At 49.1% G+C, this 15043-nt stretch carries 13 protein-coding genes; 8 read left to right on the top strand and 5 right to left on the bottom strand.

Annotated elements, in window-relative coordinates; all coding sequences use genetic code 11:
- The first annotated feature begins 253 nt into the window (after window positions 1-253).
- Window positions 254-1330 carry a phosphotransferase family protein gene (locus HV832_RS10745; RefSeq protein ID WP_176803828.1) on the top strand — a complete coding sequence of 359 codons (1077 nt, stop codon included), beginning with the start codon at window positions 254-256 and terminating at the stop codon, window positions 1328-1330.
- Between the two features lie 70 nt (window positions 1331-1400).
- Entirely contained in the window at window positions 1401-2660 is a 1260-nt protein-coding gene (locus HV832_RS10740; protein ID WP_176803827.1) for an acyl-CoA dehydrogenase family protein, read from the top strand.
- Window positions 2661-2755: 95 nt separating this feature from the next.
- Here the strand turns inward: HV832_RS10740 and HV832_RS10735 are convergent, their stop codons facing one another.
- The gene (locus tag HV832_RS10735) at window positions 2756-3631 is read right to left on the bottom strand and encodes a DMT family transporter (RefSeq protein WP_176803826.1); all 876 of its coding nucleotides are present in this window, start codon (window positions 3629-3631) and stop codon (window positions 2756-2758) included.
- A 459-nt stretch (window positions 3632-4090) separates the two neighbouring features.
- Between HV832_RS10735 and HV832_RS10730 the strand changes: the two genes are divergently transcribed.
- The 6 genes from HV832_RS10730 to HV832_RS10705 all read left to right on the top strand — a co-directional run bounded on the left by HV832_RS10730 (window position 4091) and on the right by HV832_RS10705 (window position 9712).
- Entirely contained in the window at window positions 4091-4783 is a 693-nt protein-coding gene (locus HV832_RS10730; protein ID WP_176803825.1) for a glutathione binding-like protein, read from the top strand.
- Between the two features lie 63 nt (window positions 4784-4846).
- Window positions 4847-6073, top strand: a complete 1227-nt coding sequence (locus HV832_RS10725) for a DUF2863 family protein (RefSeq protein ID WP_176803824.1) — start codon at window positions 4847-4849, stop codon at window positions 6071-6073.
- A 225-nt stretch (window positions 6074-6298) separates the two neighbouring features.
- Entirely contained in the window at window positions 6299-7489 is a 1191-nt protein-coding gene (locus HV832_RS10720) for an acyl-CoA dehydrogenase family protein (protein WP_176803823.1), read from the top strand.
- Between the two features lie 10 nt (window positions 7490-7499).
- On the top strand, window positions 7500-8639 hold the full coding sequence (locus HV832_RS10715) for an acyl-CoA dehydrogenase family protein (protein ID WP_176803822.1): 1140 nt from the start codon (window positions 7500-7502) through the stop codon (window positions 8637-8639).
- Window positions 8640-8781: 142 nt separating this feature from the next.
- A complete protein-coding gene (locus HV832_RS10710; RefSeq protein ID WP_176803821.1) occupies window positions 8782-9258 on the top strand; it encodes a MaoC family dehydratase in 477 nt (158 codons plus the stop codon).
- Between the two features lies 1 nt (window position 9259).
- Window positions 9260-9712, top strand: coding sequence for a MaoC family dehydratase (locus tag HV832_RS10705; RefSeq protein WP_176803820.1), 453 nt, complete (start codon window positions 9260-9262; stop codon window positions 9710-9712).
- 84 nt (window positions 9713-9796) lie between these two features.
- On the opposite strand, the gene HV832_RS10700 is transcribed toward HV832_RS10705, so the two are convergent.
- The 4 genes from HV832_RS10700 to HV832_RS10685 all read right to left on the bottom strand — a co-directional run bounded on the left by HV832_RS10700 (window position 9797) and on the right by HV832_RS10685 (window position 14934).
- The gene (locus HV832_RS10700; protein ID WP_176803819.1) at window positions 9797-10261 is read right to left on the bottom strand and encodes a CYTH domain-containing protein; all 465 of its coding nucleotides are present in this window, start codon (window positions 10259-10261) and stop codon (window positions 9797-9799) included.
- A 149-nt stretch (window positions 10262-10410) separates the two neighbouring features.
- Window positions 10411-11535 (bottom strand): M14 family metallopeptidase, encoded by a 1125-nt coding sequence (locus HV832_RS10695; RefSeq protein WP_176803818.1) that lies wholly within the window; start codon window positions 11533-11535, stop codon window positions 10411-10413.
- A 278-nt stretch (window positions 11536-11813) separates the two neighbouring features.
- A complete protein-coding gene (locus HV832_RS10690; RefSeq protein ID WP_176803817.1) occupies window positions 11814-13259 on the bottom strand; it encodes an IgA Peptidase M64 in 1446 nt (481 codons plus the stop codon).
- A gap of 676 nt (window positions 13260-13935) precedes the next feature.
- A complete protein-coding gene (locus HV832_RS10685) occupies window positions 13936-14934 on the bottom strand; it encodes an SAP domain-containing protein (RefSeq protein ID WP_176803816.1) in 999 nt (332 codons plus the stop codon).
- Window positions 14935-15043 lie beyond the last annotated feature (109 nt).

Below are 15043 nucleotides of genomic sequence, written 5' to 3'. Positions count from 1 at the left end.
CTGGCTTTCAGAGGATTCTGAAAGCCTTTTTTGTTTTCCGAACTGAATTAGCCATCAGGACGGTGAAACAAGAAAAAATGCATGAATACATTTCAGGTGTGATTTCATACAGCAATCGCGATAAGTCTCTATACTTTTGAAAAGAAAAATAAATAGTACGAACGTTCGATTATTTCAGTTAAAATAATCCGGCACGTCCGGACAAGATCCGGGCACGGATAAAACACACTATTTAAATCGCCGGGAGACATTCATGTTCGAAGAGTTTATGGGCACCATGCCAGTTACTGAACGTCAGAAATTTGATATCGGTGCGCTGGCCGACTACATGCGACAGCACGTCGAAGGATTCGATGTTTCCCTGGCCGATCAACTGACGGTGGAACAGTTCAAAGGCGGTCAGTCCAATCCGACCTTCAAACTGACCGCGGGCAATCAGCGTTACGTGATGCGTGCAAAACCTGGTCCGGTTGCTAAATTACTTCCCTCTGCCCATGCGATCGAACGTGAATTCAAGGTGATGAATGCCCTGAACAAAGCCGGTTTTCCAGCCGCCAAACAATACGCCTTATGCGATGACGAATCCGTGATAGGCCGCGCGTTTTATATCATGGAATTCGTCGACGGTCGCGTATTGTGGGATCAATCCCTGCCAGGCATGACGCCGCAACAACGCGGAGAAATTTATGATGAAATGAACCGCGTGATCGCCCAGTTGCATACTATCGACTACGCAGCTATCGGACTGGCAGATTATGGCAAACCCGGCAATTATTTTGCCCGCCAGATTGACCGCTGGACCAAGCAATACCGCGCTTCCGAAACTGAAAAAATCGAAGCGATGGATAAGCTGATCGACTGGTTGCCCAGTAATATTCCTGAAGGCGACGACACCAGCATCGTGCATGGCGATTACCGGCTCGACAACATGATGTTTCACCCGACAGAACCACGGATTCTGGCGATCCTTGACTGGGAATTATCGACGCTGGGGCACCCGCTGGCGGATTTTTCCTACCATTGCATGAGTTGGCACGTTACCCCGGGACAATTCCGCGGCATTGCCGGTCTTGATCACAAGGGGCTGGGCATTCCCAGCGAGCAGGAATACATCGCCAGATATTGTGAGCGCACAGGCAAAACCATTCGTCAGGAAGACTTTAATTTTTACCTCGCTTATAACCTGTTTCGCATGGCAGGAATTTTACAAGGCATCATGAAACGTTATGTAGATGGTACGGCATCCAGCGCCCAGGCTAAAAAATCCGGAGAAGCAGCCCGTCCTATGGCAGAACTCGGCTGGAGTTATGTAGAAAAAATGGCAGGCTAAACACCCCACAGCATCAGATTTTATTTGGTTCGCAGCAGTTAACTTTTAAAACAACACCGCGGGAGACAACATGGAATTTGAATACTCGGATCGCTGTAAGGAATTGCAGGGGAAACTGTTGCGTTTCATGGATGAACATATCTATCCAAATGAAAAAGCGTACAAGGAAGAGATCGACCGTAACGGCCAGGAGCAGGGAAACCGCTGGATCGCTAGCCGTATTATTGAAGAACTGAAACCGAAAGCCCGCGAACAGGGTTTGTGGAATCTGTTTTTACCGAAATCTGCCCGCGCACCGGAAGGTTTGTCGAATCTCGATTACGCACCGTTATGCGAAATTATGGGTCGCGTGAGCTGGGCACCGGAAGTATTTAACTGCTCTGCGCCGGATACCGGGAACATGGAAACCATTGAACGCTACGGCACCGAAGAGCACAAAAAACAATGGCTGGAACCACTGTTGCGCGGTGAAATCCGCTCTGCTTTTGCGATGACCGAACCTGGCGTTGCCTCGTCGGATGCGACCAATGTAGAAACCCGCATCGAGCGCGATGGTGACCACTATGTGATCAACGGCCATAAATGGTGGATATCCGGTGCCGGTGATCCGCGTTGCGCGGTCTACATCCTGATGGGCAAGACCGATTTCAATGCGGCCCGCCACGCACAGCAATCGATGATTCTGGTCGATGCAAAAACGCCTGGCATTACCGTCAAACGCCCTCTGCCGGTCTTTGGCTATGATGATGCGCCACATGGCCACTGCGAAATCCTGTTTGAGAATGTGCGCGTGCCGGCGTCCAACATCCTGCTGGGTGAAGGCCGTGGCTTTGAAATTGCGCAAGGTCGTCTTGGTCCCGGACGCATTCACCATTGCATGCGGGCCATCGGTGTGGCTGAACGCGCACTGGAGTTAATGTGCAAACGACTGAACAGCCGCGTCGCATTTGGCAAAAAGATCTCTGAACAGAGCATCTGGCGTGAGCGCATTGCGGAATCCCGCATTCAGATCGACACAGCCCGCCTGCTGACGCTGAAAGCTGCTTATATGATGGATACCGTCGGCAACAAGCATGCCCAGGCTGAGATCGCAATGATCAAAGTCCTGGCACCGAATGTCACACAGCAAGTGTTGGATTGGGCGATTCAGGCGCATGGCGCTGGCGGGGTATCAGGCGACTTCCCGCTGGCAGCACAATGGGCGGGCAACCGCACCCTGCGTCTGGCAGATGGTCCGGACGAAGTCCACCGCAATGCGATTGCCAAGCTTGAACTGGCAAAGCACATAGATCTGAAGGAATATCTGGGGCTGCCGATCACCCGCTCCTGATTTACATCCTGAGCAACTCACTCCTACTCAATCCCAACAAAAAAGGCGAAGAATATCTTCGCCTTTTTTGTTGATCAGCAATCCTCCGGAGAATCTTAATGCGCCTTCCCGTGCCAATATGACACAGCCACCGTCGCTGAAATTACAATCGCGCAGCCAATCAGTGCCCGCAGACCCGGCATTTCATGTAACACAAGATAGGCGACACCAATACCGTACACCGGTTCCAACGAAGTCATCAGACTGGCAAAACGGGTAGAAACATGGCGTAGACTATACATGAACAGGCCGTGCGAAATCGCCGTAAACACAACACCCATCAGCACCAGTCCCCACCAGTCACATGCAGAAATCTGACTTAAACCGCCATCAGCCAGCACCAAAGGCAGCAAGGTGAGCGTGGCGACACTGTTTTGCAAAAATGCCAGCCGGAATGGCGCAATGCGACCACCCTGCCAGCGGTTTGCCAATACCAGCAAGGCAAAACTCAATCCTGAAAAAACACCAAGCATGAGTCCGGCTAAGGGAGATGTTGGTGTCGCGCCTGCCCCGCCACCGGTATCACTGACCATGATAATCATCCCAATGACTACTGCCAATGCCGCATACCAGTCCCTGTTATCCCTTTGTTCCTTAAACAGCCAGGGCTCCAGCCAGGTCACGAACAACGGGAAACTGGCAAAACCCATCAACCCATACGCGACAGGAGCCGCCTTCATTGCGGCAAAAAAACTCAGCCAGTGCACTGCCAGCAGTACACCGCACAGAATGACCGTTTTCGGCACCGCACGAAAAGAAAATTCGCGCTGAACCAGCAATAAAGGAATCAGGCTGAGAGTGGCAAACAAGGTTCGCCCGAACACCAGCAATAACGACGAAACCACCAGCATCTTACTTAACACACCCGCACTGCCAAACAAAAATACTGCAAAATGCAACGCCACATAAGGCACAACCGACCTGTCTTTCATGAATTCTCACCATACCGCCAATCACAACGATACAACATGATGCCATTATTCACTGCTTATGGCATAACAATCCGGGCAGACAAAAAATCGGAGTCAGTCTGCATACAGGCCGATGTCTGTTTGCCTGATACATGTCGCTACCATTCGACAAACCCTCACCACCCAACGGGATCTGGCTGGCAATCAACTGATTCAAATGTACATCCGGATCAGCCGCCACCTGCCGAAAAGAACACAAAGCTGGATGAACTGGGTGACAGCGATTATCCAGCCGCATTTCGATCTTTCAACAGAAAAAACGGCTGAATAAACAAATTAAACAGGCAGCTGATACCAATAACACTGCCCGGCATGAGGATTCTGTGCGCGAACTGACAAACCTCTGCATAATAAGCATCGGGGAACGCATCAAATCCATACTCAATCCTTTGTACCGATATTTCACTATGGGAGCTCACGATGATAGACGTTTATTCCTGGCCCACGCCGAATGGTCACAAAATCCACATCATGCTGGAAGAATGCGGCCTGGCATACCGTGCGATTCCGGTGGATATCGGTGCCGGGGACCAGTTTACACCTGAGTTTCTCAGCATTTCCCCGAATAATAAAATCCCCGCCATCGTTGATGCCGATGGCCCTGACGGTAAACCGATTTCACTGTTTGAATCCGGAGCCATCCTGCTCTATCTGGCTGGAAAAACGGGGCAATTCCTCGGCAATACAGTCAGGGAAAAGTACGAAACCCTGCAATGGCTGATGTTTCAGATGGGAGGTTTTGGCCCGATGCTCGGCCAGGCGCATCATTTCCGGATTTATGCGCCGGAACCCATCCCTTATGCGATTGAGCGTTACACTAACGAGGCAAAGCGCTTATACGCCGTGATCGATCACCGGCTGTCCCAATCAGACTACCTGGCTGGCGACACCTACACGATTGCCGACATTGCTGTATTCCCATGGGCCAGATCATTTGCCAATCAGGGCATAGACTGGGCTGATTTCCCACACGCGAAACGCTGGTTTGATGTGATCAGCGCCCGCCCGGCAGTACGACAAGGGCTCTCCGTGCTGGCAGATCTGCGCAAACCATTGGACAACACTCTGGCAAAAGATATTCTGTTTGGTAAAACACAATATGCCAGAAAATGATTGCAATGATTTCTTTCATGTGCGGAATCTGACTACATTCCGCCTGCTGACCGGATTAACTGTATGCGCCGACCTGTAAAACGCCCTCGCCTCAAACTCGCCGCTGAAAGCCAGCGCTTGTCAAACCTTGCTCTCGCAGTGGCACAGTCTTCCAGCCGGCTGGAAGACCTGGCATGGCAGGAAAAACTGGATGCCAGTGTGGCAAAGAATCTGCGTCTGCACCATCAGGATCTGCTCGATGCCGCAGCAGAGCATCTGTTCACCACCCATCCCAATGCTTATGAAGTGTTTGTTGAAACACTCGAAACCTGCAGCACCAGCGCAGAAGTGGATATTCAGGGAAAAAAGTATCAGGCTTTGCTAATTGCTGCACCAGTGCTTGCCTGGACGCGATTTGAAATTGCTTCCGGCATAATCCCTGCAGAACTGACCGACATTCTGAGTATGCAGCTCAAAACCGATTTCCTGACACCTCATGCAAGCCTGCGCTTATTGCCACATCTGTATTCGATCGATCAGTTACCCCGTAACCATTGCGAAACGTATGCCGTGATGGAGAAACATGCACTGAGCCTGCTGAAAGGGTTGCCTTGCGCTATTGACACCGACCGCGCGCAAACTGTGCCGTTTCTGGCTGATATCCGCTATGTGCTCGGGGTTGTCGTTGCTCCGGTACATGAGCCGCTGTTTCTGTGGCAAACCATCGAGGCGCCTTATGACTGCGCTCAGGCAAAAAGTGACGCTCTGCTCGTCTGGGAATCCCACGCCGCCACGAACTTTAAACAGCTGCTTCCCGGATGTGGTACAGAGCTGTTGCTGCCGGAAGCTTTTTATACCGCCTGTCGTGAAGCGGATATCCGGATACGCCCGGTCTCTGTCCGTTCAGCAGTCTTTTATCTGGCACAGACACTGAGTAAGGAGCCCGATCAGTTCAGCGTCATCATTGCCTCCTTCGGCGCACAGGAAACGCCCGGGCAAGTCGATGAATTCCGCCTCAGCTTCTGTCTGAAAGATGCCCCGGAAGTCATCTATGGCGTAGTCTGGCCACTGTATCAGGCAGAAGACCAGGCAAATGCAGTCAGCACAGATGAACACGGCAATCTGACTGGCGATATTCCTGAAATTCTGACCGAATCCGGCATCACCAGCATCAAACAAGCAGAAGAAATCTTTGCGATGGAATTTTGCGACGATTGCGGTATCCCTTTATTTGCCGATCAGGAAGGCGAACTGGTGCACCCCGAAATGCCTGAAAATACTCCTGCTCCAGGTACTGCGCATTTTCACTGACAGTCTGCCAGACGGCGCCAATACCTCTGGCGCCGGCGACAAAACAACATTTTTCAGCGTTCTGTTTTTGTCAGTCACCATTTTTCAAATCCGTTGTACAATACTTTTGAACGATCGTGCTTTTTTTATTGAAAGCACCATGATCAGACTGTTCCGGAAGCGAATCACTGCTCACTCGGTGCAGCGGGTTCGGTCGTGATGCAGGCATCTACAACAGGAGACAATATGGATTTGAATTACTCGGCAGAAGATCTGGCATTTCGTGATCAGGTGCGCAGCTACCTGGAAGCGAATCTGCCATCCGATCTGCAACACAAAGTACTGAACCATAAGCGCATGTCGAAAGAGGATTATGTGCGCTGGCATAAAATTCTGGCCAAACAAGGCTGGGTGGGCACCGGCTGGCCACCCCAGTACGGCGGTACTGGGTGGACACCGGCCCAGCGCCATATTTTTGAAGAAGAATGCGCCCGCATCGGTACCCCTGCTATCCTGCCCTTCGGGGTCAACATGGTGGCGCCGGTCATCATGGCTTTTGGTAATCAGGCGCAGAAAGATTATTACCTGCCCCGCATTCTGAATTGCGACGACTGGTGGTGCCAGGGCTATTCCGAACCTGGCTCCGGATCGGATCTTGCCTCGCTCAAAACCCGCGCAGAACGCGATGGCGATCATTACATCGTGAATGGGCAAAAAACATGGACAACGCTGGCACAACATGCCGACATGATTTTCTGCCTCGTACGAACAGATCCGAATGCGCGCAAACAGGAAGGCATCTCGTTCCTGCTGATCGATATGAAAACCCCGGGCATCACAGTCCGGCCTATCATCATGCTCGACGAAGACCACGAAGTGAATGAAGTCTTTTTTGATAATGTGAAAGTTCCGGTACAAAACCTGATCGGCGAAGAAAACAAAGGCTGGACTTACGCCAAATATCTGTTAGGGCACGAGCGGACCAATATTGCCGCCGTAGGCCGCGCCAAGCGCGAACTGCAATTCCTGAAACGGGTCGCTGCCAATCATCAGAAAAACGGACAGCCGCTGATTCATGATCCGATCTACGCCAGCAAAGTCGCGACACTGGAAATTGAAATCATGGCGCTTGAAATCACCGTCTTGCGAGTGATCTCCCAGGACAGCGGCCGTCCAGGTCCGGAAGCATCCCTGCTGAAAATCAAAGGTACAGAAATCCAGCAACGTCTGACCGAACTGATGGTGGAAGCAGTCGGCCCGTACGCCCAACCCTTCGATCCTGCCTTCCTCGAAGGGGAAACAGAGCACAGCATCATGAGCGATGACGATGCGGCGGCTCTGGCGTCTTACTATTTTAATTTCCGTAAAACCTCCATTTATGGCGGCTCTAACGAGATACAGAAAAATATCATTACCCAAATGATTTTAGGACTTTGAGGAGACCAGCATGGATTTCACATTAACTCAGGAACAAACCCAGTTTGCCGAAGCAATCCGTCGCTGGACAGAAAAAGATTACGGCTTTGAACACCGTAAAAAAATCATCGAATCCCCTGCCGGTGTATCCGCAGAAGCCTGGGCTGCGCTGGCAGAACTGGGAGCGCTGGCGCTGCCGGTGCCTGAAGATCAGGGTGGCTTTAATGGCTCTGCGATTGATCTGATGGTAGTCATGCAGGAACTGGGGCGCGGCCTGGTCATCGAGCCTTACTTTTCAACGGTGTGTGCCGCTGAGTTTTTAAAGCGTGCCAAAGCCCATTTCGATGTACTGGAACAAATCGCCACCGGCGAGATCCGTCTGGCGACCGCGCTGCACGAGCAGCAATCACGCCACGACCTGTCGGATATCTGCATGACAGCAGAAAAAACTACGGATGGTTACCGTTTGAACGGTAAAAAAACCATTGTGTTGCATGGTGCGCAGGCTGACAAGCTGATCGTTTCAGCACGCTGCAGCGGCCAGCAACGGGATAAATCCGGCATATTGCTGTTCCTGGTAGATGCGGATGCAGCTGGCATCACACGCCATGATTACCGTACGATTGATGGACAACGTGCAGCAGATATCGTCTTTGAGCAGGTGAATATCCCTGCCATGGCAATGCTTGGGCGTGAAGACGGCGGCTGGGAACTGCTCGATGCCGTCTCAGATTACGGCGTTTCGCTGCTGTGCTCGGAAGGGATCGGCATCATGGAAACTACCATCGCTGCCACGCTGGAATACCTGAAAACACGCCAGCAATTCGGTGTTCCAATTGGCAAATTCCAAGTGCTACAACATCGGATGGCGGATATGTTCATGGAAATGGAACAAGCCCGCTCCATGGCGACACTGGCAGCGGTAAAAGTCTCATCCGACAGCACGGAAGAGCGTCGCCGCACCTTGTCTGCGGCAAAAGCCCGCGTCGGCCAGGCGGCACGTTATATCGGTCAGCAAGCCGTACAACTACATGGCGGCATGGGCGTCACCAATGAACTGCCTGTCGCCCACATGTTCAAGCGTCTGACCATGATTGAATTGTCACTGGGTGATACAGATCATCATCTGGCACGTTTTGTGGCACAACCGGGCTTTAAGAACGCGGCCTGACGTATAAAAAAATCCCGGCGCTGTTCGGGATTTTTTTTGGCACATCAACCGCATTCCATTCATTCGCCTTACCAATGTTTGACGGATGCTCATCACAATTCATGCCATCCGATAACATTGCCTGATAAAGAAGGAAGTTACTATGGCAGATAAAGCTTTAAACTGGTATTTCGAAGATTTCGTCCCCGGAAATATTATCCAATTGGGGCAGCGTATCGTCAGCGAGGATGAAATTATTGAATTTGCTGAAAAGTTCGACCCACAATCGTTTCATGTCGATAAAGAAGCGGCCAAAAATTCTATTTTTGGCGGAGTAATTGCCAGCGGCTGGCATACCTGCAGCATGATCATGCGCATGGTGGTCGATGGATTTATTGCCGATTCTTCCAGCATGGGTTCACCGGGCGTGGATGAGGTCCGCTGGATTCTGCCTGTACGTCCGGGCGACACACTGACAGTGACAGCAGAAACAGTTGCCAGCACTCCATCTACCTCCAAACCGGATCGCGGCGTCGTACATACGGTCTGGAAAGCGGTGAATCAGGACGGCAAAACAGTCTGTACCATCAAAGGTATGGGTATGTTTGGCCGTCGCCCGACGTCTGTTGAAAGGAATTAAAATGCGCGAAATTCACAGTCTGGAAGAACTTAAAAGCCTGATCGGGCAGCAACTCGCCACATCGGCATGGATCAGCATCGAACAGGAACGCATCAATCAGTTCGCGGAAGCGACCGGCGATCATCAGTGGATTCATCTCGACATAGAACGCGCGAAAAAAGAATCGCCTTTCGGAGGAACGATTGCGCACGGATTTCTCACCTTATCCCTGCTACCGATGCTGATGGGGAATGCAATACGGCTGACCTATGTCAAAATGGGAGTTAACTATGGCTTGAACAAAGTCAGGTTTCCGGCGCCGGTTCCTGCCGGAAGCCGCGTGCGTGGACATATCAAGCTGCTACAGGTTGAGGATATCAAGGATGGCGCCCAGATGATCTGGGAAGTCACGATTGAAAGAGAGGGTTCCGAAAAACCCGTGTGCATCGCCGAGTCGATTTCACGCAGCTATTGAGCTCAGCTTTACTGGAAATCGCCGAACAGGTTCAGCGGGAAACAGGTTCAAACCAGCCATGCCCCGCTTATTCCTGCAAATCCCTTACCACTGAGAAAACGGGTGTTTTAACAGACTGGCATTCGCGTAACGATGATCATGACTGACCTCTGCGCCAAGCCACACCGGCCGGTCGAATAATTGTGATTCGCTTTCCAGCTCCACCTCTGCCACCACCAGTCCGGCGTTATCCCCCAAAAATTCATCAATTTCCCAAATCAGACCATCAATTGGCAAGCGGTAGCGGTATTTTTCGATCAGTGGTTTCTGACATAATTCATCCAGCAACGAACGGGCATCGGTAACGGGAATCGGATACTCCCATTCTGCGCGGCGTATACCCGTTGTCATTCCCTTGATGGTCAGCATTGCTGCATCCCCGTCAATTCTGACACGTACGATACGGCCGGGTTCTGCACTGATATAGCCCTGGCATAGCAAAGAGCGGGTTGCCCCGAGTTTCCACTGTTCTCCCTGTACTAAAAATTTACGCTCAATCTCTACACCCATTGTCTGTCCTTATGCATGATTCCAGAATACCGAATCTGAATTTGAAAAATGGTATTGTGCCCGTTTTATCGCGTTTCTCCGCACAGTCACACCCTGATTCAAATAAAAAAGGACACCGCAGTGTCCTTTTTCCCAATCTTATCTGATGATCAGTAATTGAGCGAAGCGAGGATAGGCTGCAACATCGCCTCTCCCAGCCGCATGCTGCGTGCACCATCCCAGCCAACTAGGACATCCGGCAGATTGTCGTTGTCTTTAAACGGCAATTCCAGGGTAAGCGAAACACATTTGAACGTATGCCCAATGTATTTGGATGCCAGCTTCAGCACATCCGCATTATATTTGGATGCTTCATAGCCGTATTGGGTCTGAAAATCCGGACTGGCCAGACAAAAGCTGTCCACAAAAACCTGCTGCTCCCTGACCTGTTGTTCCGTGAAACCATCAATCATCTCACTACCTGCAACGAACACATAAGGAAGCGCCTCATCACCATGAATATCGAGAAATAAATCACAGCCGGTTTCATGAATTTTATTCCGGACATGGAAGACTTCTGGACTGGTTTCCAGCGACGGCGTCATCCATTCGCGATTCAGATTAGCGCCAGCGGCATTGGTGCGCAGATTACCGCGCGCAGCACCATCCGGATTCATATTCGGCACAATATACAAAACAGCCTGATCCAGTATTTTCCGCGCAATCGGATTTGCCGGATCGAGCAAGGCATTCAGCGTGCCTTCTACCAGCCATTCCGCCATGGTTTCACCAGGGTGCTGACGGGCGATAATCCAGACCTTTTTCGCCGCCGCCGGGTCACCGACCACGACCAGGTTCAGATCACGTCCATCTATGGTGTTTCCCAGATCTTCCACCCGCGCCAGCGGCGACTGTTCAACGCTACCAAGTAATGCCAGATGACGTTCCCAGCTATACGGCTCAAAATAAGCGTAATACACGCTGTCGCATTCCGGGGTATGACGGATAGTCATGACCTGGCCATCAAATTCTGTCTCTACCCGGAACCAGTTCTCCCGGTCGTAGCTGGCAACCGCTTTGTAATTTTCCCATCCTTTTGCATACGTTGACTGGCCTGCATTCAAAATACGCATAACCGCCTGCTGACCACGCGCGCCCTGCAACCGGAAATGAAACCACTGCCAGATATCTGCGTGAGAATCTTTACGTAAATTCAGTTCAATTTCTCCGGCCTGTTCCGCCTTGATAACTTCAATTGCACCTGCATCAAAATATTGGCTGATTTTTATGGACATGATTTTTATCTGTGTTTTTAAATCCCCACCGCCGGTTACACCCAATCAGTTAACCCGGCGACCTGTGTAAACCGCTATTTTCACAGTTTTCAGGAAAATATGAAAATAATTTAGTCAAAGAAACTAGTATATTTTATAAATTTTTTTCAAATTTCAGATAACAATCCGTCAAAAGTACAAATAAATATCATCGGACAGCTTCAGCACAACGCATCCAAGCCGCCAGCCTGCCGCTGGGGTCATCATGCATGTACCGCCTCCGTACATCAAGGGTCACCTCATTGCGTTTTTTCAGACACGGAATGAGCCGGTCTGCTGTACAAATCAATGATGGTACTGATTGCATCACTGCAAACGTCACAGAATTTGTCGCTGCGATCAAACATGATGCATTGTTGCGCCGGGCGGTAGTAACCTGTTGCTTCGTAATTCGCACCTTCAAACGCACCGATTTCATGCTGATGTGGTGCCTTTGAAAACAGTTCATTTGTATATTTCAGGTCTTCTTTGAACAAAGCGCTCATCTCTGGTTCAGGCCGGTTTTCAGCCCGCAGCTTTGCCCTGATTTTCTGATACTCACGTGAACGGACTTCGTACTCCTGCTTTGGCCATGGTGTCGGGATCGGTGTTCCGGATTTGACTTTGCCCTTCCATTTTACATTCGCCGGATCTGCCAATGCCGTCGCATTCGGCTCCCATGGTTCAGGCCTCGCCGCGTTTGGCTGATATGCTACAGGTGAAGTGTAGTACTCATCTGCCAGACCGGCAAAATGATGACCGAATTCATGTACAAACAGATAGTCCGCCCATTCATTACCCGCTGCTGCAGTGCTGAATTGTCCAAAGATACCGCCACCGCCATAAGTCGGATTATTGACCAGAATTTCAATAAATTCGTAAGGTGCGTTTTGCGCAATCTCGCGCAATGCACGGTTATCGGTCGCCAGCACATAGCGCTCACTGCCGAAGATATCATAACGGGTACCTAATACCGAGGCGTGATATTGCCCGGTCGATGGCCGCGATACGCCAGATTCGGCCGTCGGCGCGGCGATCGCCCAAACGTTGAAATCTTTTTGCCTTTCATGAAACGGCGACACAGCAAACAGGTATTTTGACAAACGTCTGGCATCTGCAATAAATTTTGGCATCTCTTTTGCGGTATACCCGTCCCCAACGATCAGCAAATCCACTTTATCAGGAGATGGTCCGCTGACGTGAATTGCGACCGGCTTTAATCCTGACGGCATCTGCTTGCGAATCACATCCTGTCCATCCGTATCCACATCGATACTCCAGATCGTTCTGAACTGATTGTGCTCATCCCGTTTCTGAACATTGATATGCACAGGACGGTCTGGTTTGGGAAAGCGCAAAGATTCCTGAAAACTACGACTCAGCTTCGTTGCTTCATCCGTACTGCTCCACTCTCCGAAAACTGTTGAAAAACCGCGCGAATACAACAGCTCACCAGATTTCGCATCCAGCACCTCGAATCGGTTCACCCCACGATTGGTGTCATCCATATTGCGTGATAAATTTCCCGGCCAAGGCAATGGCTCAATCACCACCCGCTCAATCGCGTAATGCTCTGCTTTCGCGTCACCTGAATGCTGATAATCCAACCTGACCGTTGCCGGTTGTGCAGCATACGCACAGGAAGTCAGCCAACCCAGCAAAACAAGACTATTTTTTATTTTCTTTATACTTATTAATTTTTTCATATTCATGATTTTCTCGAAATCGGAACAAGCCCACAGATAGGTGCAATCCTCGGGTCATAAAGATCAGCACAGCACCAAGCGATATAGTTACCTGAGCGCAACAACACTTACAAAGGCTATTTTGAAAATAAAATGACGGATGCCAAAATTCTACCGCCACCAAAACAAAAAAGACCGCCGTAGCGATCTTTCTGAATCTGCAGAAACCCGCGATGGGGGGAAGTCGAATCATCTCTTGAGAACATTGCCAATAAACGATCTACGAATTTTAAAAACCTAAAATGCCCCTAAAAATGCCCCTTTGTGTTTTTTCTTGCTTATCGTTCGCAAGTGCATTTTATAAAAGGGTTGTCTCTTAATTTTTAATGAAGTACAACGATTATGATATTTAACTATCGAATTTATATATGCGATAGTTTTACTTTTCACTTCTATTATTATTTTAAAAACATGTTGAAAAATAAATAATGCTTTTTGCTTCTACCCTCATGACTTTGCTCGTGACCTACTCATGAAGTCTGAATGTAGTGGCAGTATTTACGATGCTCATATCCAATGCCGTTATTTGGCTCTGAATTACGCCTAGCTGGCTTATGTGAATTAATACGGCACACACTGTAGTACCATCAAAGTGACCACAAGCTAAGCAAACCAAAACCAATCCAGAGCAAAGTTATTAGGTTTCGCCATCATAGATAAGTGGTGTCGGCAGAATTGCACAACCATCGCTACAACAGTCAGGATTGGGGATTTCTGGCATTTCGCTTAAATCTACACATTTACCGTCCAAGGCGGCACAGTTTTCACATCCGTTCTTCGAAGACAGCCTAAACCGCATACCTCCTTTAATGTTACTGAATACGGATATTGTTTCGGTATGTCTCGCATGAATAAACAAAAGCATTCTTGAACGTTCGGAGCTAAAACGACAAATCGAACTAAAACCTTCCATCGCCTTGTCAATCCATTGCCCAGTCCAGCCAAGTTGCCATATAACTGTGGAAACTCTTAGTTGCTCTAGATCAATTTCGCTGTAACCACTTAAAATTTTAGGATTAGAAGAGAGTATAAGTGTAATCAAATTACATTGTTTCTCCTTGGAAATATTAATCCCTAGCGGACTAACGCTTGCTTTTAAATCTGATATTTTTGGATAGCGTTTTTTGAACTCAGCTGTTAAGTCAACGGCTTCCTCTATTTTTCTTACTTTCACTAAAGAGAGAACTTTCTCGAAATAATTTTCCTCAATTAGTGCACGCTCATTTTTCCAGCGATCAATACTATGTTTTGCATTATCCGAACATTGGTATATGTCCAATGAACCCAAGCATTGCAATGCGGCATTATTCGAAACGAGCCGTTGAATTAAGATATCTTTATTCCCAGATATTGGAATCTCATTGTTTTTTAGTATTTTTTTTAAATCGGGAACTCGAAATGAGATATCTATTTGAACTTCAATTGGAGGTTTAACTAACTCTTTGTTACCTATAAGCTGATCTGCGACGAATCGTATTTCTGACGGCAACGATTTTAAAACTTTTTCGTAGGACTTTGCGCTGTAAAACTCATTGAGCACAAGAAACTCCCATTCATTGTCTGAATAGAGTTGTGTTTCTTTTACTGATTCAGAGGAAACATTGGTAATAAATATTTTCTTTAAAAAAGCGAACATTAAATTTCCGATACTAAATTAGTAACAATGCGTTTTGTAAATATATGATTTCAGACAGGCAAGAACTACAAAATTTCGATGATCCGTAACCCTGCTACTGCTACCTGCT

This window comes from Cognatundibacterium oligocarboniphilum (assembly GCF_013377855.1).
Classification (GTDB): Bacteria; Pseudomonadota; Gammaproteobacteria; order Burkholderiales; family Burkholderiaceae_D; genus Undibacterium; species Undibacterium oligocarboniphilum.
The sequence above is the reverse complement of the archived record's forward strand: the minus strand, read 5'-3'. Positions and strand labels throughout refer to the sequence as shown.